This window comes from Peribacillus sp. FW305-BF15 (assembly GCF_058783805.1).
Genome location: NZ_JBYSYV010000004.1, coordinates 84,722 through 107,036, shown reverse-complemented (window position 1 = coordinate 107,036; position 22,315 = coordinate 84,722). Strand labels below are relative to the sequence as shown.

The following is a 22,315-nucleotide window of genomic DNA, read 5'->3' as shown; positions in this document are numbered from 1 at the left end:
TGATGAAGAAAAAAATGATTCTTGATGTGGATACTGGAATAGATGATGCGATCGGGATCATTCTTGCTGTTAAAAGCCGTCAATTCGACATATTGGCGGTCACAACGGTGAACGGGAATGTATCCCTTGATACGGCAACATTGAATACATGCAAAATATTGGATTTATTGAATGAACAGGACATTTCAGTCATAAAGGGGGCAGATAGCCCAATTATCAGGAGCCCCTTTTTTGAACACCGGATCCATGGCGAGGACGGGATTGGCGGAGCCTTGAAGGATGTGCCAGTCAAAAAGCGGCCTGATGATGGATTTGCTTCTGATTTCATCATCAATTCCATTTTGAATTTTCCTGGTGAAGTGACGCTTGTCATGACGGGACCTCTTACGAATTTGGCATTGGCGGTGAAAAAATGTCCGCAAATCACAAAGCTCGTTAAAGAAGTCATTTTCATGGGCGGAGTGATCAAAGGGGGTGGCAATGTCACGCCGACCTCTGAATATAACACGTATGTCGATCCTGAAGCAGCCAAAATCGTATTACAGGCGGGATTCGCATCCATCACGCAAGTTGGTCTTGATGTCACGAGAAAGGTTCTATTGGGTGAAGAGCATATCCAATTGATTCAAAATCATGAACTTGCTGACTATATAAGGAAAAGTACATCAGATTACCGGAAAAGGTATTTTGAACGTAACGGCATATGGGCATGTGCAATGCATGATCCATTAGCTGTAGCCATTGCGTTGCAAGAAGATCTTGTCACCAGAGAAGAATATTATGTGGATGTTGAAACAAAAAGCGAGCTTTGTGACGGACAGATGGTTTGCGACTTTCAAAATAGGCTGATGAAGCAGCCGAATGCACAAGTTTGTCTGGACGTCGATGCGGAAGCGTTTTTCGACCTGTTCATTCGCATAATCAATTCATAAATAATACGAACAGGGGGTTCCGAGGTGAAGAAACGCTATCTATACCTGTTGCTGTTACCAGGCGTTCTATTTTTAACGATTTTCATGATCATTCCGATCCTAATGACGATTGGCACGACCTTTTTTCATGAAGGCGGCGGTTTTTCCGTACAAGGATATCTCGATTTTTTCCAAGACCGATACTTTATTGAAATTCTGCTGACGACACTTAGGGTGAGTCTGTTCACGACAATCATTTGCATACTATTGGGATTTCCAGCAGCTTATTATATTTCAAAACTGAAACAACGAAAAAAAGCCATCATGCTTTTGCTGACGATTTTCCCGCTATTAACAAGCCCTGTTGTCCGCTCATTCAGCTGGATGGTGATCATCGGTAAAAACGGTGTCGTGAATAAATTGCTGATGGGCATGGGCTTGATTGAGAAGCCGCTTGATATATTGTACACGCCCACTGCCATCATCATCGGATTGGTCCATTTATTCCTGCCATTGATCATCGTGACGCTGGTGGGTGTGATGGAGAACATCGAGACGGACTTATTAAAAGCGGCGGAAAGCCTTGGAGCATCAAGATTGGCCGTATTCTCAAAAGTGATCATTCCGCTTTCGGTTCCAGGTTTGGTCATTGGCAGCATCCTTGTTTTCGTAGGAAGCTTCACGGCTTATACTACGCCTGCTTTATTAGGCGGGAAACAGCGGGTCATTTCGACCTTTCTTTATCAAAACGCGATTACATTGAACGAATGGCAAGTGGCATCGATAGTCGCTACGATAATGATTGCCGTGACCGTCCTTATCATATCGATCATGAATGGTTTGGCAAAAAAATTAAATCCAAAGGGGTAGAGGTGTATGCAGGAAAAAAATCGAGGATTGGCCCTGTTTACATTCCTGGTGTTCCTTTTTTTACTAGGGCCTTTGCTTATCATATCCGTTACGTCATTTGAAGGCGGAAATATTTTGAAGTTCCCGCCAGAAGAGTTTTCTTTCAGATGGTACGAAAATATTTTTAATGTGGACATGTTTTTGGTCGCTTTTAAAACGTCCATCCTTGTTTCACTAGGTGGCAACCTTTTGGCACTGTTACTGGGAGTGCCGGCTGCCTATGCATTAAGCCGGTTTGATTTCAAAGGGAAAAGCGTGATAAATGCCTTTTTCGTTTCTCCGATATTAATACCGGGAATTGTGCTGGGCTTTGCGTTTTTACGTTACATTGTGGGGACTTATCAGCTTCCGATATATGCGGCCCTGTTTGTGGGACATACTGTTATCATGCTGCCTTTCATCATCCGTGTGATTTCTTCAAGCTTATCAAACTTTGACTTTTCCATTGAAGAAGCGGCCGAGAGTCTCGGAGCGAGTAAATTGGGCACATTCTTTACAGTCGTCCTCCCGAATATAAAATCAGGAATTCTGGCGGCAGTCATGATCGCCTTCTTGGAATCCTTCAATAATGTAGACATTTCAGTTTATATGACAGGCCCTGGGGTAAGTACATTTCCGATTCAGATGCTGACGTATGTGGAGAACTACTTCGATCCCACCATTTCGGCCATTTCCGTATTGCTCATGTTCATAACCGCTTTCTTCATGTTTATAGTAGAACGGCTCATGGGATTGTCTTATTTCACAAAACGATAAAGGAGGTAATGATGGGTGGCTTTATTCACTTTACAAGATATATCTGTAGCCTATAACAAACAGAATATATTAAAAGATTTCAATCTTGAGATTGAAAAAGGGAAACTGGTATCCCTTCTTGGCCCGAGCGGCTGTGGGAAAACGACGACCCTTCGTTTAATTGCCGGGTTTTTACAGGCGAATGAAGGTAAGTTTTTATTCAAGGAAAAGGACTATACGAAAGTGCCCGTCAACAAGCGGAATTTTGGCTTTGTGTTCCAAAACTATGCATTATTTCCGCATTTGTCGATATTCGATAATATTGCATTCGGTCTCCGTCTGAGAAAGAATTCAAAAAGTGAAATCGAAAAAAAAGTAATGAATGTACTCGAAATCGTTAATTTAAAAGGTTTTGAAAAACGATATCCCCAAGAGCTTTCTGGAGGGCAAAAGCAGCGGGTCGCGATTGCCAGGGCGCTGGTGATTGAGCCGGACATCCTCTTATTTGACGAGCCATTGAGTAATCTTGATGCCAACTTAAGGGTGAATATGAGAGTCGAGATTCGCCGTATCCAACAAGAGCTGGGGATTACAACGGTATATGTTTCCCATGACCAGGAAGAATGCTTTTCGATATCCGACCAGGTGGCGATCATGAATAAAGGGATCATCGAACAGCTTAGTGACCCTGCGACCATTTACAAATATCCTGAAACCAAATTTGTCGCGGACTTCATCGGCTTCAAGAACTTCATTGACTTCGATAAGCGGACAGATCATGACGGTAAAATCGAACTGAACAAATCTGGATACTCATTTGTGCTGCACAAGGATCCGCAGATGAGCAATTCAACGGGAAAAATAGGCGCCATCAGGCCGGACGATCTGTTGATCAGGGAAAAAGATAACACGGGAGCCGTTCAGGAAAATAGTTTACCTGGCCGGGTCAAGGTAAGTACGTATCTTGGAAGAAGCTATCAATATGTCGTTGAAACTCCAATAGGGGATTTCACTGTGAACAAGGAAATGGCGGAATCCTACCGGACGGGTCAGGAAATCATCCTTGAAATTCCGAGAAACCAGATGGTGCTTGTTGACTAGCTTAGGGGGGGAAGTTATGCGAATGGATATGCTTGTAAGGGATATCAACGTGTTTAACAGCTATTTTAAAAGATTCATTAAAGGGAATGCAGCCATCAAGGATGGAAAGTTCTATTATATTGGAGAACGTGAATTGGATGCCTTCGAGCCGGATCGAATCGTCGATGGACAGGGGAAGTATATGGTTCCAGGTCTGATCGATATCCATCTCCACATTGAAAGTACGATGGTGACGCCTGCGACTTTTTCCTACGGGCTAATCAAAAATGGCGTGACGACAATCGTGCCGGAACCACATGAAATGGCCAATGTTTTCGGCATTTCCGGTGTGAAGGAAATGATCAAAGCAAGTCAAGATTGCGTAGCGGATATGTTTTATGCCATCCCGAGTTCCGTTCCAGCCACATCGATGGAAACAACAGGCGGTTCGATCGAAATAGATGATATAGACGAATTGATGCAAACCGAGGACATTATATGTCTCGGCGAGATCATGAATTACTATGAGGTCATAACCGACCCGGATTGCAAAACGAATAAGATCTTGTCCCATATCCGTTCCCGTTATCCAGATTTGATCATAGAGGGGCACGTTCCAAAGCTGCTCGACTTGGACTTGCAAAAGATTATTAATGCCGGAGTGAATTCAGATCATACACACCAGACCGTGGAAGGGATGGATGCGAGGATCGCTGCCGGCATGTTCATTGAGATTCAAGAGAAATCAATGACAGAAGAAGTGATAGATTACTTGAAGGAAAATCAGGTGGATGAACATTTCTGCTTTGTCACCGATGATGTCATGACCGACTCTTTCCAAAACAGAGGACATCTGAACGTCCTTTTAAAGAAAGCCGTTCAAATGGGGATGACTCCGGAAAAAGCCATTTATGCATGCACCTATACACCTGCACAGCGGATGCGGATGCATGACCGTGGCGCCATTGCACCTGGGAAAACAGCAGACTTCCTGCTGCTATCGGATTTGGAAACATTTGAAATTGAACAAGTATACAAAAAAGGTGAACTAGTTTATGAATCTTCACGCCCCTATGTCCAAGAAGTGAAGGAAGAACAATTTCCTGAGCATTTCTATCAAAGTGTGAAGCTTGCGGAACTTACCGAAAACGATTTTAACATCCCGATCCCGGAGAGTCTTGAAAGCAGCAAGTGCCGGATCATAAACGTGCAGAACGGTTCTACTTTCACATCTGAAACCCATGATCGTATCGAAGGGAAGAATGGTCAATTAAGCTGGGAAGAAAGCCCTTATGGTTTAATCGCCACATTCGAACGATACGGGAAAAACGGTAATCGGGCGCACGGGTTGATCACCGGCGATGTATTGAAGCGTGGAGCTGTCGCCACAACCTATTCGCATGATAACCATAATCTTCTGGTGATAGGCCATAATAAGCAGGATATGATGATTGCCGCTAACGAAGTGATAAGGAAGCAAGGCGGTGTCTGCTGCGTCCACGATGGCAAGGTCCTATCGATGATTCCACTTCCGGTTGGAGGGATTCTTTCCGAAGAGCCGATGGACATCGTATCAAAGCAAGTTCAGCACCTGACAGATGCACTTAAGTCGTTAGGCTACGAACATTATAATGTCATCATGTCATTAAGCACCTTATCGCTTCCTGTCAGCCCGGCTCTGAAAATAACCGACCATGGATTGATCAACGTGAACGAAGGGAAAACAGTCCCTCTCATGATGAGTGATGAAGCTTAAACCGAAAAGGGGATTATCCAATGGATAATCCCCTTTCTTAATGCATCAAATGTTAGCTGGATTTGTTTACTTTCATATAATTACCATTAAAGGGAAAATATGATAAAATAGAGGAACAACTGAGGATAGAGTGGTAGGTCACGCTTTGCTTTTCCATCTAATGATAGATTGGAAAGGAGGTGACCGCTTGATTCATTTCTTATTGAACTTGATTACAGATATGGGTAAAGAGATATTTGTTGCTGTAGCAACCAGTCTTATCCTGTCTATGTTCGCCAAGAAACGGAAAAAGAACCACTCATCCTCCCAAGATGGCAATGGTTCTTCTTCTGACGATTAATTAAGTTAGTTGTGACCAACCACTCTTGCTAGTTGTCAGCCTCATGTTAGCGCATGAGGCTGTTTTTAGTTTATGTCAATATAAGGATAACATACCCCGATTTTAAAGTAAATATTCAGACAATGAAAAGGGGAGTACCATAGGCTTGGCTGCATTTTTTTCTTGAATCTTTTAATGAAACTTTGGAAAACCGCAAAAAAAGAATTGACTTTTTATTACTGATATGGTATGTTAATTCCAATCTAAGAAAAGGTGTGGTGTTTTATGTCGGGAGTAGGTATCAACTAATTTAGTTGAATAAGGTATTTAATCACTGATTTGTCAGTGGATTACGTATGCCTTTTTTCACAGTGCAATTCTGCATTGTGAATACCTACCTTAAGACTGCTTCCTTTTCCATAATTCGTGTAACATGCAGGTGTTACGGCGAAAAGCATGGTGGGATTTGTCCTATCATGCTTTTTTGTGTACGCAGGTCTATTCGAGCTGCCCTATTTGTTATCGATTTCAGGCACTTATCCATGGATAAGGCCGATGCCCGCAGGAGCTTTCTACTCAAATGGCTTGTTCATTTGTAAAGGTAGGGGGACCATTGCGGGCATTTTTTGGATTCGGGAATTTTTTAATCACTCACTCATTCAAGGAGGATCATTAGATGAATACAATGACTTATGAAAAATTACAATATATCCAACTCAAGGAAATGGTTAAAAACCATTGCGTAAGCGGTTTAGGGAAAGCGTTATTGGATCGGCTTAAGCCGAGCGGCACCTTGAAGGTCGTTAAAAGTCGTTTGAACGAGACCACGGAGGCAAGGAACTTACTGAATGCGGAAAGCCATATTCCCTTGAAGGGCATTTCACATATTGGCCTCCATATCGACAAACTGGAAAAAGGAATGATTTTGGAGCCGTCAGAGTTAGTGGCGATAGCAGACTTCTTAAGGGGCTGCAGGAATATCAAGAAATTCATGACCGATAAAGAGTTCTTTGCACCGACACTTCATTCCTACGCCCGCTCCATGACTGAATTCAGGAGCATTGAAGAAGAAATCCAATTCACCATAAAGGGAAATGCTGTCGTTTCCGAAGCAAGCAAGGACCTGAAACGGATCAGGAACCAAATCATCAAGACAGAAGGTAAAATAGAGGAACGGCTGAATAAGTTCTTGAAGAGCGGAGCCAATAAAGAGTTCATTCAGGAATTTTTCATCAGTAAAAAGGATGATCGCTACACCATCCCGATCAAAGCCTCCTATAAAAATCAAGTGGCCGGAACGATCGTGGAAGTATCCGCAAAAGGGGCTACCGTGTTCATTGAACCTGCCTCTGTTACGAAATTGAATGTAGAATTGGCAAGCTTAAAGGCGGAGGAATCGATGGAAGAGTATCAACTTTTGGCCACATTATCCGGAACGGTTTTCGAACAGCTGAAACCGATCAAGGTAAACATCGAGTTGATCAGTCAATATGACATGATCTTCGCAAAAGCCAAGTTCAGTAAAAGCATGGATGCCATCGAACCGAAAATCAATGATCACGGTTATATTAAATTAACGGGCTGTAAGCATCCACTATTGCCGCAAGACAGCGTACCTTTGGATTTTGAAATCGGTAAGGACTATCGCAGCTTGATTATCACAGGCCCTAATGCCGGGGGAAAAACTGTCGTCCTGAAAACGATCGGAATCCTTACATTGGCCGTCATGTCAGGACTGCATGTTGCCGGGAAAGAGGGGACGGAGCTTGCCGTCTTTGACCAGGTATTCGTCGATATCGGTGATAATCAAAGCATGGAAAATGCACTGAGCACGTTTTCATCGCATATGAAAAACATCTCGGAAATCATGGGGGCAATAACCAATAACTCCTTGCTGCTGTTCGATGAAATCGGGAGCGGAACGGAACCGAATGAAGGAGCCGCATTGGCGATTAGCATCCTTGAGGAATTTTATCAAAGGGGGTGCATAACCGTTGCGACGACCCATTATGGTGAAATCAAGCGCTACTCGGAAATACACAGTGATTTCATGAATGCGGCCATGCAATTCAACAGTGAAACACTTGAGCCAAAATACAAACTGTTGATCGGTCAATCCGGGGAAAGCAATGCCCTTTGGATAGCCAAAAAAATGAATGTCCGTGAAAAGGTTCTGCAAAAGGCAAAGCTCTATATCGAAAATAAAGACTATGATTTGGAGCGTGTCCAGGAAAGTAAAATCAAAAAAGCGAAGCCAGCGGCGGTTCCTAAAGAATCAACTTATGAATATGAAGTCGGCGACAAAGTGAAGGTTAGCGAACTGAATGGATACGCGATCGTTTATAAGAAAAAGGACTCCTTCAATAATGTCGTCGTACTTTTCGAAGATACCTTCAAGGAAGTTCATGCCAATAAGCTCGAGCTTGAAATAAAGGCCGTCGATTTATATCCTGAAGGCTATGATCTCGATTCTTTATTTGTCAGCTACAAAGAAAGGAAATTGAACCATGACTTAGAGCGGGGATCGAAAAAGGCGCTAAAGAACGTAGCAGCGGATATCAGGAAGAAGCTTGGTGAATAGACAGGGGGAATTTTGAACGGGAAAAACGGATGATTTATGAAATTGTAATAAAGTGGTTGTGATAACCGTGTTCCACAAAAAAAGTTAGACATTGGCAGGGTATGAGTTCTGTATGAACAGGGCTCATACCCTTTAATTTTGTCTTAATTTCTCGTGTGAAGAAGGAAGGATTAGGCTCTAGACGGAGATATAAAAGGTATTAAACAATCAAAATCAATTAGAGTTGAAAGATATAATAAGAAAGGGATACATACATCATCTGAAAGGTTGTTAGTATCACCTAGATATTTAGCTTCTTACATCTTTTGAATGATCTAACATCTTTAAAATATATCCCGCACGAAAAGAGCGAAAAAGGAAACGGCTATAACATTTATAAGCGTGGAGGAATAGAACGCTTCAAAGAGATACAAGCCCTTCACCGCGAACAAAACTGGAGTATGAAGCAAATAGAACAATACTTTGCTACTGGGGGGGAATCATTTAAGCCAGAACCAGAAAAGAAAGCTGGGGAATTGATCGCGGAAGAGTTAAAAGCCATACGTGAAGAAATGGCGGCACCTAGGGAAGAAAATAAACAAATGAAAGAACAGCTGGATAACCAAGAAACTATCAATAAAGAGTTTGTTATCCCAGGTATCCAACAAATAAAAGGTGAAGTATCTAGCATTAGAGGAAGTATAGAATGCGATAAAGAACTGGATGAATCCAATAGGGCAGCAAAAGAAGCTAAACAATTAATAGCAGCAGCCAACGAAAATCCGGATACTAACCTGGATAAACAAAAAAAGGGCCTCTTTGCTCGACTTTTCGGAAAGTGAACAAAGAAACCTTAGGCGTCTTCTTTATAGGTATTTCTTTAATGTAAAAAAAGGTAATTCAGCTGAATTACCTTTTTTATTAATGTTAGAACTTCCGGTAAAGTGCTTTATGTTAACTAAATTTCTATTTTTGCTTTTTTTATAGACGACTTACAAACGCAAAAACCGCGTTTTTTACTTGACACTCCCAAATTGAAAAATTCTAATGGCTCTTTTATATATTTATTTAGTAAATTAATTAAAAGTCTTTAACTTCTAAATTAATACCATCTACTTTATCTTTATAGATAAAGAATGAAATTAAAATATTGTTATCACGATCAACGTATTTAATTAATTTGTCAGCTTGATCACTTGAGCGTTCTATATAATTTTCCCCATAGATTTTAATTAAATCTTTTACAGATGTACCTACTGAAACATTTTTAGAAGTCTTGGAGCTAGAATCAAAAGCTTCAATTCTATATATAGTACTATTTTTTTTCTTATCTACAGTAATTTGTTTATTTACATTTTTATCAATGTTGTATATTGTATAACCCGGATGACTAACATCTTTACTAATAGAAAAAGAATGGTTCTTTTTATAGTTTTCCAAACTGTCTAATAAATATATATTATCTATATTTTCTTTGGATAAATTTGTGGTTTTTGTTTTATATTCATAAAACTTATAGGCTGCAAGAGAACTTATTACTACCAATATGATTATAGTCAATGACCAAAAAACATTTGTTTTTTTTATTTTCCCCAATTTTAAAAACTCCTATAAATTATTTTGAAGGGCTGAACCAGCCTGTGTGTTTGTGATAACCATTTGCGTGGCCTACGATATCTCCACAATGCCCATTTTTAGATGCAGGTTTTGCAGCACAATAGGGATTAGATCCATAATCTGCAAGACACTTGTTAGACTTACCAAGTGATACATCGCAATCACTTTGAAAAAAATTCCTAACCGCAGCCCAGCTTGCTTCGTCTTCATAGTATTTTCCGTCTCCTTGAAAGCCATTAAATCTATTACAATGAAGTGCACGTCCCCTTGAAGGTAATTGCTTATCGTCTAGATATGGAGCTTTTGCTTTCATTTCTCCAACTTGATCATTGCTTACTGCTGTGTTTTCAGTAGTATCATTACTTGTTTCTTTTCCCATGGAATTAAGTATATGATTTAAATTAATATATTCTTCGATAACAATAGGTTCATTGCTAACTTCAACAGTAGTGCTCAGTTTTTGCTCATCTTCTTTTGAATTTTTTCCACTAGCACTTAATTGTTCAGTTTCGATTTTAATATCTTCACCGTAACCTTTTTCTACAGGAACTTCTACTACACCATTATCATCTGTAGTATAAGGTTTACCATCAACTTCAATTTCTAAGTCTTTATAAGTTACAGGTTTTTCTAATTGATTTGAGGTAGGATTATATTGCCATCCTCCATTTTCATACATGTCGATGATAGAGCTATCTGGGTTCTCAGGTAACGTTATAATAAGGCGCTTAACAGTTTGAATTTCCAACTTTTTCTTAACTTGTTCAGAATCTTCAGCAAAGGCGCTTGTTGTTGTTACCAGAGGCATTAAAATTAATAATAAGATTGCAGTAGCTTTAATTAGTTTTATACAATTCTGTTTCATATGTGATCTCCCTTTTTAATGAAAAGTTGGTGTTCCATAGCCGTTTGTCTCATTCCACTTAGAAGCATTTGTCATTTCAACCAACTTTATATATATCTCTTTATTACTAATCTTTGGATTTAATTCTTTTAATCTAGCAATAATTCCACTCATGAATGCTGTACTAAAAGAAGTACCATCAACATACAAATTTTTATATCTATCTATTATTTTTACTCCGGGCATATTAAAATCTAATTCGTTACCGTAATTAGAATTGAACCACCTTTGACCTAAGAAATCATTAGCGCCTACACTAATTGTGTATCGAGATGAAGCTGGATATAATACTCGAGACTTTCCCTCATTACCGGTTGAAGCGACTAATACCGTGTTATGTTCATAAAGTTGTTCTAAGATTGGTTCAATAGTTGACATTACTGAATTAAAACCAAAGCTCATATTAACAATATCTGCTTGATTTTTCTTAAGCCAATTAAGCGCATTTTTTAAGTCATGTTCTTTTAATTGTCCATCTTCGTCAACAACCTCTATTAAATATATCTCTGCACCTGGAGCAATTGAACTGATGATACTAACTACCTGATCTGCATGAGTAGATTCAACAGGAGTACTATTATTAGTATGGTTAGACAAGAAATCATATTCACCCTTCAAGTTTGTAATTCTTTTAAACTTGATTTCTGTATCTAAAATTGCTATTTTAACTCCTTTTCCAGTACTTTGATTATTATTTAGGCCAAGAAACTCATTTGGCCATGTTTTTAGGTTTTCATAATATGTAGAATTAGAATTTGGTAGCTGATTATTTTTTTCGATAGTATAAGGTATGGCTGAAATCAAAATCCATATTAAAAATAAAAGTACAAACTTAGTTACTAAACTATTCTTTAATTGCATATTTAATCTTATGTTTCATTTTTAAAACATTTACTATATCTAATTTTTCTTGGAAATAGTTTTTACTCATATAAACATTTAAAATCTCTTTTTTATTCTTTTTTAAATTTAATAATGTATCATCCGATTTTGTAATTCCGGTTACTATTATTATTTTATGTTCAGAGCTATGTTCTTCATTCATTACGTGAATATAATCTCCAATCTTATTTTGAGAAAAATCTTTATTATACTCATTATTCAATGAAAATATATCTTTTTCTTGAACTACTAGAGAGTCTTTTTTAATAATATAATCAATATTGTTTTTTTTATGTAAAGCATTTTCTATTTTAGACAACTGCATATGGTTACCGCTAATCACTTTAACCGTTATTAAAAAATCCCCATTGTTATTTCGTTCATCTTCGAGAAATTTGGTTAATTTCTCATCATTTAAAGTGTAGTTTTGAGCTAATTTTCTTACATAAATATAATCTTCAACAAACTCTTTTGTTTGTTCATCAGCTAAATTTTTTTTACTACTATCAAATAATTGAATGTAGGGAAGTTGTTCTAACATTTCCTTACTAGAAGGTGATGCTAAATTTAATTCTTCCACTTCTAAATTAAGTAATTTTTCATTTATTAATTTGTCGGCTAATCTTTTCTTCTCTTTGTTATCTAATGTATTGATTAATTGTTTTTGAGTAATATCTCCATCATCTAAAGTAGCAATAACCTTATTTTCATTTTTGTAAATCTTCAATAGTGTAAAGGTTTCTAATACTAAAATGATAGATATGATTAGAATAACAATTTTTGTTGCGTGTTTTTTCATGTTGATCTCCTTTGTCTGCATTAACTGTTACCGTTTTTTTAATTTCACTACAGTACTACTATCGTAGAAAAGGACTTATTTCAAGCCCGTATTACTCAACTTTAGTATATATTTACATCCTTCGAGGCTTTTTTGCGTTGTATTGCCAAAAGTCCACTTTATTGAATTCTTTTCCTTCTTTCATTATACAGATTGATCAATTCTGCATTTTGCTCATTCATCTTTTTCACATTCTTATTAATCGTTGCCAATTCCCAAAGTACAGCCAATCCAAAGATTAGCATAAGCGTTAGTAAATCCATTGTTGCCCTCCTATTGATGTTGTGTACCTTTAATTAAGTGTTTCTTCTCACTTGAATTCATTTTCTCAACCCGGAAAGGCAAGTTTTTTCTTTGAAAATAATTGTTTTGAATCAAAGCATATATCACTAAAAAAGTTCCGAGTAATTCGTAGGATGATAGTGATCCCCCTTGGCTGAAAACGATGGCCAACGTGGTGATTGGAACTAAATTGATAAATAGGATTCCATTGATCGGTGTTAATAGTTTAATGCCTAAATTCCAGCTTAAAAGGGCTATGGCACCAGGGAAAATAATCATGAAAATCATCTCGCCATAAATGGATTGCATAACCTCTGCCGTAGGGACGGACAGGCCCATTGCCGTTGCGAGGAAGATTATGATGGCTGATACGGCTGTTCCTAAAATGCATGTTAAAGTCGAATAGCGAAGTGTTGACCATCCGTTAAATTGGTTGCCGCCCATCGTATAAATAACCCACCCTATAACCCCGATAAGAATGAAAAGGATAGGGATGATGCTATCTTTCAATAAAAATACGAATGATAAGCTGCCATTGGTAATGACAAGAATGGCCCCTATCAAGGCAAGGAGCATGCTGGCGATTGTATACTTCATGGGTCTGGCACTTTTGAAAACCCACAAAATTAAAATTGAAATCATGGGCATTAATGATTCCATGATGGAAGCAACAATCACCCCGTTATGCCCCAGTAAATCTTGACCTGCGAAAATGAGAAAATTGTAGACAGTGAAAGCCATCGTCCCAAAAAACAATAATTTCTTTCCTTGCCCTTCCAGGCTAAAAGACTTCTTACCCTCTTTCGTTAAAAGCAATATCCCTAAAATGACGCTAACAGCTAAATATCGCAAAAAAGCGAAATAAAAAGGATCAATATACATAAGGGCCCTTTCTGCAACTGGAAACATCGCTCCCCAAGAAATGCTGGCAGTCAAACATAAAAGTGCACCGATTAAAACTTGATTTTTTTTCATAAAAGCTTCCCCTCAAAAATAATGATTGATTTAATTCCTATACACACCTTATGATAAAGTCATTATCATGTAAAATGACTTAAAATGAATATAACCATCATTATTAATGATAGTTGAGAAAGGGGGGCACTTTTGTGGAAATGAGGGATTTGCAAATATTCCAGTGCGTCGCTAAATATGGCAGCGTAAGTAAGGCGGCTGTTGAGTTGAATTACGTCCAATCCAATGTAACGGCGAGGATTAAGCATTTAGAGCAGGAGTTACGGACGCCTTTATTCAATAGGCATAAACGTGGCATGTCACTAACTGCGGAGGCCAGAAAGATGCTGGAGTATGTAAACAAAATTTTGCTTGATGTAGAAGAACTCAAGCAAGTATTCCTGGATAGTGAAACACCTACAGGGATATTGAACATCGGTACAGTTGAAACGGTCAGCGATCTTCCCAAGATTCTAGCCTCCTATCATAAACAGTATCCAAATGTCGATTTATCCATAAAGGCGGGGTTAACGGAAGACTTAATCAAAGATGTCATTGAACACAGGCTGGATGGCGCTTTTGTTACAGGACCGATCAAACATCCGCTCATTCAGCCATACGATGTCTGTACAGAAAAACTTGTATTAGTTACAAGAAATGAAACATTTAACCTTGAAGAAATCATAACAGAACCATTTTTAGTATTCAGTCAGGGGTGTGGCTATCGCTCCAAACTGGAACAATGGCTGAGGGAAGAAGAGGTGATGCCCAAAAGGATCATGGAGTTCAATGTATTGGAAACGATCTTAACCAGCGTAACACTCGGCCTTGGCATTACCCTCGTACCACAATCGGCGGTAAATCACCTAACAGCCAATGAAAAAGTCCACGTGCATCCAATTCCGGAAGAATACCGCAATATCTCGACAGTCTTCATTCACCGTAAAGATGCTTATATGACAAACTCCATGAAAAGCTTTCTGCACACGATTGAAGCTCATCATGAAGACCGGTTCAAGCAAAATCCAGAAACAGCTCCTGAGGTGATATGAAGGGTGAGCAGCAAATCGCTTTGCATAGAATGATAGAGGATTGCTGAATAGGCTGCGAAACTATTCATAAAAAGTAAAACATAAAAAACATGGCGAAACTGGGACAGCGATATAGCATGGTATGGCATTTATTATTGTTTCGGCTCCTTATGCTTGTCGTTTATTAATCATGTTACTTCTAGAAAGTATTTTGGGAATTATTTAGACAAAAAGCCGACGATTTCGTTGGCTTTTTGTCTGTAGGATCCTTTCAATTATCATACATTCAAGTAACCTTCTTAAACTAAACTGGTAGTTTAGCTACAGAAAAATTGTATTACTTTTCATCAATTGGGAAAAAATATAAATAGGAACAAGAAGGAGGGAACAGAGATGGAAGTAAATATGAGTGTTGAAGAAGTCGTGAATCAAATTTCCGACTTAGTAGAAAAAGAAGGGAAGCTACCTCGAAAGAAAGAGGTAAAGAAGTCAGATCCGGAGTTAATGAAGAATGCATTGTATTATTTTCCTAATTGGGATACTGCAGTAGAACATAGCATTGGATCTTAACCAAAACATATATTTTTCAATTAGTACATATAAGGCAAGGGAAGTGAAGGCCGCCAATTGGCGGCCTTTTGAACGTGCGATTCTTTACATTATCATACATTCAAGCACTCCTACTCAAACTATCTATTGAATGGTTTAGTTAAATAAAGATATAGACGCATCAAAGTGAATCAATCTCATATTTTCTTTTTCGGAACGAGTGGAGTATCGATCTTTTTTAGTCGATAAAGTCTGATATTTCAATGAAGCGTAGTGTAACTTTTTTCCATATGGGACCGTATAATAATTTGTTAAAACACAAGAAAAGAGGGTTCCAATGAAAAAGATATTGTTGATTTTGGCAGCCGTTTTTTTGGTAACAGGGCTTAGTGCTTGTAAAGGAGTCCAGGAGGGAAATAAGGAATCTCCGCCAATTTCAGAAAAGCCAAATGATAATCCTAAGCAAATCGACGGGCAAGATGAAGATCCTCCAGGTGAATCGGTTGAAGACCCGACAAAAGGTCTGCCAAATACGAAAACGGATACAATTATATTGGAAGGTATGGAAGAACCATTCCAATTCACGCTTCATCATAGTCAGGCATTGGGATTCTCAACCTACATCGTGGATGACATGGTCGTTGAAGAGGCCAGTTCTGGTGAAGGAGATGCAATGATTGTTTTTGCGAATTTTGCAGGCGATAGAAATGAGGATGCCAAAGTTCAGATTTTTTCCAAAAGTGAGGGTACGAATGCGACAATAGAAGAACAGAAGGAGTTTGCGAGGGAAGTTGTGATAAGCAACGGCTTTGAGATAAAACAGCCATCTGATAATTCGCCTAACCGATTTGATTGGTCTGAGGTGGAATTTGACATTAGTCAGAAGGGCAGTAATTACTCCATATTAGGTACAGTGTCCGTTTTTCAACATGGCGACCGTGTTTACTATGCGATCGTGCAATACCCGGAAGATTATGAAGAAGGCTTCATACCGCGGGTTGTAAAAATGTTTGATGATATCGTATGGTATGAAGCAACTTGATCAATGAGTATCCGAAATTGGGTACACCATTTTAACAGAGAGTGGTAATATATTTGTCCGGTAAGGAATCCTGTTGAAAGGCAGGGAGCTAGTTTGTCTACAGTCTGAGAGCAGCTCTTTTGCTGCTCTTTTTTGTATGATAGGATAGTCTGGTCTATTTAGGTGAAGAAGGATAAATGATTAGGTTAGAGAATAATTAGTCATAGGTTTTCGAAAAACGAATTTGATAGAAAATAGGTGAAGCAGGTGGAGTTGGATACATTATATAAGACATATCGACCTTTTCTTTTTTCCATTGCATACCGGATGCTTGGATCGGTTACCGATGCAGAAGATATCGTTCATGATTTATTCCTGCAGCTTAAGCTTGATACCGACGAAATTAAGGACATGAAAGCATATCTTGCGAAAATCACGACAAATCGCTGTCTGAATTTTTTAAAATCAGCCCGTAAGAGAAGAGAGGTTTACACAGGTCCTTGGCTGCCAGAACCTCGGGTAAACGAAACAGATCAGCCTCTAGATAAGGTCGTAACGGATGAAACGGTTGCATATGCCTTCCTCGTTTTGCTGGAACAGCTTTCACCTGTTGAAAGAGCGGTTTTCGTGCTTAGGGAAGCATTCACTTACAGCTATGAAGATATCGCCGAGATGCTGGAAAAGAATGAAGTGAACTGCAGAAAGATCTACAGCCGGGCGAAGCGGAAATTACAGAATGATAGGCCCGTCCATCCGGAGGATACGAAACATGTCGATCTTTTGGCAAAAAAATTCATAAAAGCATCTGCGACAGGAAACTTTGAGGAGTTTTTGGACCTTCTTACAGAAGATGTTGTCCTTGTTACTGACGGCGGAGGAAAAGTGCTTTCTGCATTAAACCCAATTGTAACCAGACAGCGCGTATCCGCCTTTCTTAAAGGCATTTCCGCTAAAGGAGGCTTCATAGGAGAACTTCTTCCGGTGATGGTCAATGGACAGGAGGGAATTTTGCAAATGAAAGAAGGAAAGCCTACCAAAGTCATCTGCTTTGAAATAGATCCAAAACAAAAAAATATCCGCAAAATCTTCATTGTCACCAATCCCGATAAATTAAATCATATCCCTGTGATAGATTGAGGGATCTTTTTTTTGGATGTCACAAATCAAACCTCTATTTTGTCTTATAAGTGGAACCTAAAAAGATTTAATGGAGGAGATAGACATGGAACAACGGATTAACTACATGAAGACAAATCGTGAAGTGGTCAAATTAATGATGGGTTTGGAGGAGTACAAGAAAACAACGGAAATCGATAGCGCATTAATCGAATTGATAAAAATTCGCGCTTCCCAAATCAATGGCTGTGCGTACTGCTTGGATATGCATACAAAGGATGCCCGGGCAATGGGTGAAACGGAACAAAGAATTTACTGTTTGAGTGCTTGGCGTGAAACACCATTCTATTCTGATTCGGAAAGGGCAGCGCTGGAATTGACGGAAGCGGTCACGGCCATTTCCGCAAACGGTGTACCTGATGAACTGTATGAGAGGGTCCGCCTGCATTTTGATGAAAAACAATATATCGATCTCGTTACCATAATCATCACGATCAATGGCTGGAACCGATTGGCCATTTCAGCCCAAAACATACCAGGGCACTATAAGCCTATAATGGAAAAATAATGTCGTTATCAAAACCCCTTGTATGATTACAAGGGGTTTTAATTGTAAACACGTGGCTTTTAAATTATTTTTCTTTTTTATAAAAGCGTTCACCCGTATCAGGATTATAATACACCCTTGTTTTTTCTCCTGTCACGGGGTCTATATTTATTTCATCTGTCGATTGAAATCCATCAGGAACTTTTACACCGTGATTGCGTTTAAACCGTTTATCATAGATAAAGTATCCAAGTAAAATGCATAAGATAGCTATAATAATTTGCAATATATAGTACCCTATGATGAATTTCATTATATTTTCTCCACAATGACGGCAGTTCCATATGCAACGATTTCGCTCATATTCGTACCGATTTCCCCAGAATCATATCTCATCATTATAATTGCGTTTGCACCCATTTCATTGGCATTTTTTATCATACGGTCCATAGCTTCTTTTCTTGAATCTTCAAGCATCGCTGTATATTGCTTGATCTCTCCGCCTACCAGGGACTTTAACCCTGCCATGATATCGCCGCCAATCCCTCTGCTTCTTACAATTAGACCGAAGGCAGGCCCTTTTACCTCTACAATTTTGTATCCTTCAATTTTTTCTGTGGTAACTACCAACACATTAATCGCCTCCGACTTATTTACTTTATTATTTAAAACTACTCATGAAATTTTCCTGAACTGAAAGCATAAACAAATGAGCTTAAATATTATATGTAGTTCCTTTTTTATCAAGCGCAATAATCATTCCTTTAAATTTTAACATAATATAAGCTTTACCCCTCTTAACAATGGATAACATATGTCGGGTAAGCATAAAAAATCCCATTTCGCAGAAAAGAAATGGGATTAAATTCATCAGTGTTTTTACTGCTGTTTTTTGATTGTTATATATGTGTAGATTTATGATGCTCATTGCATACCTTCAAAATGAATTTCGCTTTTTATTTCTAAAAGTACTTTAAATTGCGGTTTTCCATCTTCACTTCATGAAGAATTTCATGCAATTTATTTTCATAATGCAAGCTGATTAATTGTGATCTGGAGGCCACGTCTAATTCTTCAAACAGTTTATTTATATGGTTACGAACTGTAGAAACGCTAATATGCAGATTATCAGCTATTTCTTTATCTTTGAGACCTTGCGTTATATTCTGGATGATTCGCAAATCAACATTATGCGGTTCCCTGGTGAATAAAGACGATCTATCTGTTTTTATTATTTCTTCAATTAATAATTTCTCACGGTAGACATGTAACTCGTAGGAGATTTGATTAGCGAGCATTTCAGAAATCATTTTGAAATTTTCACTATCATCCGTTGTGAATATACCTACATAGCCTTGCAATTCCTTATTTTTAATTTCATGGAAGGGGGAAGATATAACACTAAAATCCTTTCCGGAAATTTGATTTTGCTCGAGAAGGCAAAATTAGCTCAGGAGAATTTCTTATATTGGTCATCATATTTACGATAGGAGGTTCGATACTTAATGTACCTGCGCTGCTTGTCAATTTGGCAAAGCAGGATGCCTGGATTTCCTATATAATAACTACTCTCGTCAGTTGTCCGATTCCTTGAAAAACGACTCGGATAAAATGATTTCTTTCTATTGAAAAAGCCTTGGTATTTATAGGCTTTTTTTAGATTGAATCATATTCTAGCTTTTTCTCCGATATGGTCCCTCATTTTTTCCATGTTCTTGAAATCGTAAAAACAAAATTCGACAAGGATTTCATGGCTGGTGTAAGATGAATGAAAAAGCCAGAAAAGGGATGAATGCTTTGGTTGATTTATTACCGTCGCTGTTTGAAAAAGTGGGGATCATCGTGATTGCTGCCTTCCTGCTTTCTTATATGAAACCCTTTCGGCAAATGATAGGCCATGAACATGAAATGTCGAAGAAAATCATGCTTATCGCACTTTTTGGAACATTCGGCATCATAAGTAACTATACAGGAATCGAAATCGGAAACCATGCCATGCCGGATGGTGATTGGCATGCTGAGATTGATCCCGATAACGCGATTGCCAACACAAGAATTATGGGCGTGGCTATCGGCGGTCTGCTGGGAGGACCTTTTGTTGGGTTGGGAGTAGGTTTGATTGCGGGGCTTCACCGTTATTTTCTCGGGGGCTTTACGGCGGGGGCTTGTGCGGTCGCTGCAATTTTGGCTGGGGTTTTATCGGGTCTTTTGGGGAAAAGGCGGCGAAAGCATGGGACAATCACCCCTTGGTTTGCCCTGCCCATTTGCATGGCATTGGAAGCGATCCAAATGGGTATCATCCTGGTGACGGCCAAACCCTTTGAAAGGGCGTGGGAGCTCGTACAAGTAATCGGGATTCCCATGATCATCATCAATGGATTCGGGACTTTACTTTTCATGCTCATCATTCAGTCGATCACAAGGGACGAAGACCGGACTCGGGCCGTACAAACCAATCTTGCGTTCCTGATTGCGGATCAGACTTTGCCCTTTTTCCGGCAAGGCCTGAATCAAACTTCATGCAAGAGAATAGCCGAAATCATCTTGGGGCTGACTGAAGCCGATGCCGTGGCCATTACCAATGAACATAGCGTGCTTGCCCATGTTGGTGCTGCGTCAGATCACCATGTCCCTAAGGTGGGGATAGCGACAGGCTTAACGAAACAAGCCCTTGAACAAGGGAAAATCATTGTGGCCAAAACAAAAAAGGACATTTATTGCTTTCATGATCAATGTCCATTGCAAGCGGCCGTAGTCCTGCCGTTGCAGGTCCAACAGAAAACGGTCGGGACTTTGAAGATGTATTTCAAGCATCCGGATAAATTAAGCCAAGTGGAACAAGAGTTAGCTGAAGGATTGGCCAAACTATTCTCCACTCAATTGGAACTGGCAAAAGCGGAAATGCAAACGAAATTATTGAAAGATGCTGAAATAAAAGCATTGCAGGCACAGGTCCATCCTCACTTTTTATTCAATGCAATCAATACGATATCCGTTCTATGCCGGACGGATGTCGAGAAGGCAAGAAGTTTATTGCAGGAGCTCAGTGCCTTCTTTCGTTCTAATTTACAAGGGGCCCGCCAAATACTGGTGCCGCTAGAAAAGGAATTAGAGCATGTTAACGCATATTTATCACTGGAGCAGGCGCGTTTTCCAGATAAATATCATATCGATTATCGCATTGAGCCAAGGCTTAAGGAAGTTCTCATCCCTCCATTCACATTGCAGCCACTTGTTGAGAATGCTGTACACCATGCATTTCCACATGTGAAAAACAAAGGTCAAATCATCATCCGCGCATACTTTAAAGACGATGCGGTGCACATTGTTGTCGAGGATGACGGAAAAGGGATTCCGGGCGGGAGAATAGATGAATTGGGCAAGCATGCTGTAGAATCGGCTAAGGGAACAGGAACGGCCCTTCATAATATCAGTGAACGGCTGGAAGGGATCTATAAAGGTCAGGCCAGCCTCTCGATCGAAAGTGAAGCGGGTCACGGAACCAAAGTGAACATATCAATACCACTCAACGAGAAAGGAGTATGGCAACGATGATGAAAGCATTTATCGTAGAGGATGAACCACTGGCTAGAGATGAATTGAAATATCTATTGAAGAGAAGCAGGCAAGTTGAAGTCGTGGGTGAGGCCGAGGGGATAGAAGATGCCTTGAGGGATATCTCCCGCCTTAAACCTGAACTTGTCTTTTTGGACATTGAGCTTGCAGATGGCAATGGTTTGCAGTTGGCTAAGCAACTGGCGGAACTTGACCCCGCACCTTCGCTCATTTTTGCGACCGCTTATGATGAGTTTGCCCTCCAAGCCTTCGAGTTATATGCATTTGATTATTTATTAAAGCCCTTTAATGAAAAAAGGATACGTCAAACATTGGATAAGCTCATGAAGCAGCGTCAAATCGGGAAAGACGAATCCGGAACAGCAGCTCCCGCCAGCCGAATGGCGGTGGAACAGACAGGTAAATTGGCTGTAGAGATAGATGATCGGATCGTTTTGATCGACCGGGATCATATTTTGTTCATAGGTCTCGTGGAAGGAAAGACGGTCATTAAAACCGGGAAAAATGAATATAAAATCGGCGACCCTCTCATCGTGCTTGAAAAGAAGCTCGATAAGCCCTCATTTTTACGGGTGCATCGCAGTTTTATCGTGAATGTCATCCATATATCCGAAATACAGCCTTGGTTCAACTCGACTTATAATCTCATTATGAGTGACGGATCAAACATCCCGGTAAGCCGGACGTATGTGAAGGAGCTAAAGCAGCTGATCGGTTTTTAAAAATTT

General features: G+C 39.4%; 25 protein-coding genes. 16 read left to right on the top strand and 9 right to left on the bottom strand.

Annotated elements, in window-relative coordinates; genetic code table 11:
- Window positions 1–2: 2 nt before the first annotated feature.
- The 8 genes from AC3WLU_RS05455 to AC3WLU_RS05420 all read left to right on the top strand — a co-directional run bounded on the left by AC3WLU_RS05455 (window position 3) and on the right by AC3WLU_RS05420 (window position 9,112).
- The gene (locus AC3WLU_RS05455) at window positions 3–932 is read left to right on the top strand and encodes a nucleoside hydrolase (RefSeq protein ID WP_492596933.1); all 930 of its coding nucleotides are present in this window, start codon (window positions 3–5) and stop codon (window positions 930–932) included.
- A 24-nt stretch (window positions 933–956) separates the two neighbouring features.
- Window positions 957–1,781, top strand: a complete 825-nt coding sequence (locus AC3WLU_RS05450) for an ABC transporter permease (RefSeq protein ID WP_096340021.1) — start codon at window positions 957–959, stop codon at window positions 1,779–1,781.
- Between the two features lie 6 nt (window positions 1,782–1,787).
- Entirely contained in the window at window positions 1,788–2,576 is a 789-nt protein-coding gene (locus tag AC3WLU_RS05445; RefSeq protein WP_048687496.1) for an ABC transporter permease, read from the top strand.
- Between the two features lie 15 nt (window positions 2,577–2,591).
- Complete coding sequence (locus tag AC3WLU_RS05440; RefSeq protein WP_048687495.1) at window positions 2,592–3,656, top strand: ABC transporter ATP-binding protein; 1,065 nt, start codon at window positions 2,592–2,594, stop codon at window positions 3,654–3,656.
- A 16-nt stretch (window positions 3,657–3,672) separates the two neighbouring features.
- The gene (locus AC3WLU_RS05435; protein WP_492596932.1) at window positions 3,673–5,391 is read left to right on the top strand and encodes an adenine deaminase; all 1,719 of its coding nucleotides are present in this window, start codon (window positions 3,673–3,675) and stop codon (window positions 5,389–5,391) included.
- 187 nt (window positions 5,392–5,578) lie between these two features.
- Window positions 5,579–5,731 (top strand): hypothetical protein, encoded by a 153-nt coding sequence (locus tag AC3WLU_RS05430; RefSeq protein WP_153246156.1) that lies wholly within the window; start codon window positions 5,579–5,581, stop codon window positions 5,729–5,731.
- A 655-nt stretch (window positions 5,732–6,386) separates the two neighbouring features.
- Entirely contained in the window at window positions 6,387–8,291 is a 1,905-nt protein-coding gene (locus AC3WLU_RS05425) for an endonuclease MutS2 (protein ID WP_492596931.1), read from the top strand.
- Window positions 8,292–8,731: 440 nt separating this feature from the next.
- Complete coding sequence (locus AC3WLU_RS05420) at window positions 8,732–9,112, top strand: hypothetical protein (protein ID WP_413003963.1); 381 nt, start codon at window positions 8,732–8,734, stop codon at window positions 9,110–9,112.
- Between the two features lie 238 nt (window positions 9,113–9,350).
- On the opposite strand, the gene AC3WLU_RS05415 is transcribed toward AC3WLU_RS05420, so the two are convergent.
- The 6 genes from AC3WLU_RS05415 to AC3WLU_RS05390 form a co-directional block, all read right to left on the bottom strand.
- Window positions 9,351–9,866: a hypothetical protein gene (locus tag AC3WLU_RS05415; RefSeq protein ID WP_057278326.1), complete on the bottom strand. Its 516-nt coding sequence runs from the start codon at window positions 9,864–9,866 to the stop codon at window positions 9,351–9,353.
- A 19-nt stretch (window positions 9,867–9,885) separates the two neighbouring features.
- The gene (locus tag AC3WLU_RS05410) at window positions 9,886–10,752 is read right to left on the bottom strand and encodes a hypothetical protein (RefSeq protein ID WP_413003961.1); all 867 of its coding nucleotides are present in this window, start codon (window positions 10,750–10,752) and stop codon (window positions 9,886–9,888) included.
- A gap of 15 nt (window positions 10,753–10,767) precedes the next feature.
- Window positions 10,768–11,652, bottom strand: coding sequence for a S8 family peptidase (locus AC3WLU_RS05405; RefSeq protein ID WP_492596930.1), 885 nt, complete (start codon window positions 11,650–11,652; stop codon window positions 10,768–10,770).
- Complete coding sequence (locus AC3WLU_RS05400; RefSeq protein WP_057278323.1) at window positions 11,636–12,472, bottom strand: hypothetical protein; 837 nt, start codon at window positions 12,470–12,472, stop codon at window positions 11,636–11,638. The genes AC3WLU_RS05405 and AC3WLU_RS05400 overlap by 17 nt, the downstream gene beginning before the upstream one ends.
- Before the next feature lie 158 nt (window positions 12,473–12,630).
- Window positions 12,631–12,774 carry a YrzO family protein gene (locus AC3WLU_RS05395; protein WP_133350491.1) on the bottom strand — a complete coding sequence of 48 codons (144 nt, stop codon included), beginning with the start codon at window positions 12,772–12,774 and terminating at the stop codon, window positions 12,631–12,633.
- A gap of 10 nt (window positions 12,775–12,784) precedes the next feature.
- Window positions 12,785–13,768 (bottom strand): DMT family transporter, encoded by a 984-nt coding sequence (locus tag AC3WLU_RS05390; protein ID WP_492596929.1) that lies wholly within the window; start codon window positions 13,766–13,768, stop codon window positions 12,785–12,787.
- A gap of 134 nt (window positions 13,769–13,902) precedes the next feature.
- On the opposite strand from AC3WLU_RS05390, the gene AC3WLU_RS05385 reads away from it, so the two are divergent.
- From AC3WLU_RS05385 to AC3WLU_RS05365, 5 genes are all read left to right on the top strand, one after another.
- Window positions 13,903–14,799, top strand: coding sequence for a LysR family transcriptional regulator (locus AC3WLU_RS05385; protein WP_052137140.1), 897 nt, complete (start codon window positions 13,903–13,905; stop codon window positions 14,797–14,799).
- A 372-nt stretch (window positions 14,800–15,171) separates the two neighbouring features.
- Window positions 15,172–15,348 (top strand): hypothetical protein, encoded by a 177-nt coding sequence (locus AC3WLU_RS05380; protein WP_164468801.1) that lies wholly within the window; start codon window positions 15,172–15,174, stop codon window positions 15,346–15,348.
- A gap of 316 nt (window positions 15,349–15,664) precedes the next feature.
- Window positions 15,665–16,369, top strand: coding sequence for an LptM family lipoprotein (locus AC3WLU_RS05375; protein WP_427526673.1), 705 nt, complete (start codon window positions 15,665–15,667; stop codon window positions 16,367–16,369).
- Window positions 16,370–16,615: 246 nt separating this feature from the next.
- A complete protein-coding gene (locus AC3WLU_RS05370) occupies window positions 16,616–17,485 on the top strand; it encodes an RNA polymerase sigma-70 factor (protein WP_492596928.1) in 870 nt (289 codons plus the stop codon).
- A gap of 85 nt (window positions 17,486–17,570) precedes the next feature.
- Window positions 17,571–18,032: a carboxymuconolactone decarboxylase family protein gene (locus tag AC3WLU_RS05365; protein ID WP_492596927.1), complete on the top strand. Its 462-nt coding sequence runs from the start codon at window positions 17,571–17,573 to the stop codon at window positions 18,030–18,032.
- A 64-nt stretch (window positions 18,033–18,096) separates the two neighbouring features.
- On the opposite strand, the gene AC3WLU_RS05360 is transcribed toward AC3WLU_RS05365, so the two are convergent.
- The 3 genes from AC3WLU_RS05360 to AC3WLU_RS05350 form a co-directional block, all read right to left on the bottom strand.
- Window positions 18,097–18,324 (bottom strand): hypothetical protein, encoded by a 228-nt coding sequence (locus AC3WLU_RS05360; protein WP_053536275.1) that lies wholly within the window; start codon window positions 18,322–18,324, stop codon window positions 18,097–18,099.
- Complete coding sequence (locus tag AC3WLU_RS05355) at window positions 18,324–18,644, bottom strand: YbjQ family protein (protein ID WP_034304199.1); 321 nt, start codon at window positions 18,642–18,644, stop codon at window positions 18,324–18,326. The genes AC3WLU_RS05360 and AC3WLU_RS05355 overlap by 1 nt, the downstream gene beginning before the upstream one ends.
- Before the next feature lie 329 nt (window positions 18,645–18,973).
- Entirely contained in the window at window positions 18,974–19,309 is a 336-nt protein-coding gene (locus AC3WLU_RS05350; RefSeq protein WP_492596926.1) for a response regulator transcription factor, read from the bottom strand.
- Between the two features lie 146 nt (window positions 19,310–19,455).
- On the opposite strand from AC3WLU_RS05350, the gene AC3WLU_RS05345 reads away from it, so the two are divergent.
- From AC3WLU_RS05345 to AC3WLU_RS05335, 3 genes are all read left to right on the top strand, one after another.
- Window positions 19,456–19,605, top strand: a complete 150-nt coding sequence (locus AC3WLU_RS05345; protein WP_492596997.1) for a hypothetical protein — start codon at window positions 19,456–19,458, stop codon at window positions 19,603–19,605.
- Window positions 19,606–19,808: 203 nt separating this feature from the next.
- Entirely contained in the window at window positions 19,809–21,566 is a 1,758-nt protein-coding gene (locus AC3WLU_RS05340; RefSeq protein WP_492596996.1) for a LytS/YhcK type 5TM receptor domain-containing protein, read from the top strand.
- Entirely contained in the window at window positions 21,563–22,309 is a 747-nt protein-coding gene (locus tag AC3WLU_RS05335) for a LytR/AlgR family response regulator transcription factor (protein ID WP_492596925.1), read from the top strand. Before AC3WLU_RS05340 ends, AC3WLU_RS05335 begins: the two co-directional genes overlap by 4 nt.
- Window positions 22,310–22,315: the final 6 nt, after the last annotated feature.

What these genes read in the sequence shown, in the direction of transcription:
- AC3WLU_RS05455 (WP_492596933.1), top strand. Translation starts at nt 3, where the DNA reads ATGAAGAAAAAAATGATTCTTGATGTGGATACTGGAATAGATGATGCG.
- AC3WLU_RS05445 (WP_048687496.1), top strand. Translation starts at nt 1,788, where the DNA reads ATGCAGGAAAAAAATCGAGGATTGGCCCTGTTTACATTCCTGGTGTTC.
- AC3WLU_RS05435 (WP_492596932.1), top strand. Translation starts at nt 3,673, where the DNA reads ATGCGAATGGATATGCTTGTAAGGGATATCAACGTGTTTAACAGCTAT.
- AC3WLU_RS05425 (WP_492596931.1), top strand. Translation starts at nt 6,387, where the DNA reads ATGAATACAATGACTTATGAAAAATTACAATATATCCAACTCAAGGAA.
- AC3WLU_RS05420 (WP_413003963.1), top strand. Translation starts at nt 8,732, where the DNA reads ATGAAGCAAATAGAACAATACTTTGCTACTGGGGGGGAATCATTTAAG.
- AC3WLU_RS05410 (WP_413003961.1), bottom strand. Translation starts at nt 10,752, where the DNA reads ATGAAACAGAATTGTATAAAACTAATTAAAGCTACTGCAATCTTATTA.
- AC3WLU_RS05405 (WP_492596930.1), bottom strand. Translation starts at nt 11,652, where the DNA reads ATGCAATTAAAGAATAGTTTAGTAACTAAGTTTGTACTTTTATTTTTA.
- AC3WLU_RS05400 (WP_057278323.1), bottom strand. Translation starts at nt 12,472, where the DNA reads ATGAAAAAACACGCAACAAAAATTGTTATTCTAATCATATCTATCATT.
- AC3WLU_RS05395 (WP_133350491.1), bottom strand. Translation starts at nt 12,774, where the DNA reads ATGGATTTACTAACGCTTATGCTAATCTTTGGATTGGCTGTACTTTGG.
- AC3WLU_RS05390 (WP_492596929.1), bottom strand. Translation starts at nt 13,768, where the DNA reads ATGAAAAAAAATCAAGTTTTAATCGGTGCACTTTTATGTTTGACTGCC.
- AC3WLU_RS05380 (WP_164468801.1), top strand. Translation starts at nt 15,172, where the DNA reads ATGGAAGTAAATATGAGTGTTGAAGAAGTCGTGAATCAAATTTCCGAC.
- AC3WLU_RS05375 (WP_427526673.1), top strand. Translation starts at nt 15,665, where the DNA reads ATGAAAAAGATATTGTTGATTTTGGCAGCCGTTTTTTTGGTAACAGGG.
- AC3WLU_RS05365 (WP_492596927.1), top strand. Translation starts at nt 17,571, where the DNA reads ATGGAACAACGGATTAACTACATGAAGACAAATCGTGAAGTGGTCAAA.
- AC3WLU_RS05360 (WP_053536275.1), bottom strand. Translation starts at nt 18,324, where the DNA reads ATGAAATTCATCATAGGGTACTATATATTGCAAATTATTATAGCTATC.
- AC3WLU_RS05350 (WP_492596926.1), bottom strand. Translation starts at nt 19,309, where the DNA reads ATGCTCGCTAATCAAATCTCCTACGAGTTACATGTCTACCGTGAGAAA.
- AC3WLU_RS05335 (WP_492596925.1), top strand. Translation starts at nt 21,563, where the DNA reads ATGATGAAAGCATTTATCGTAGAGGATGAACCACTGGCTAGAGATGAA.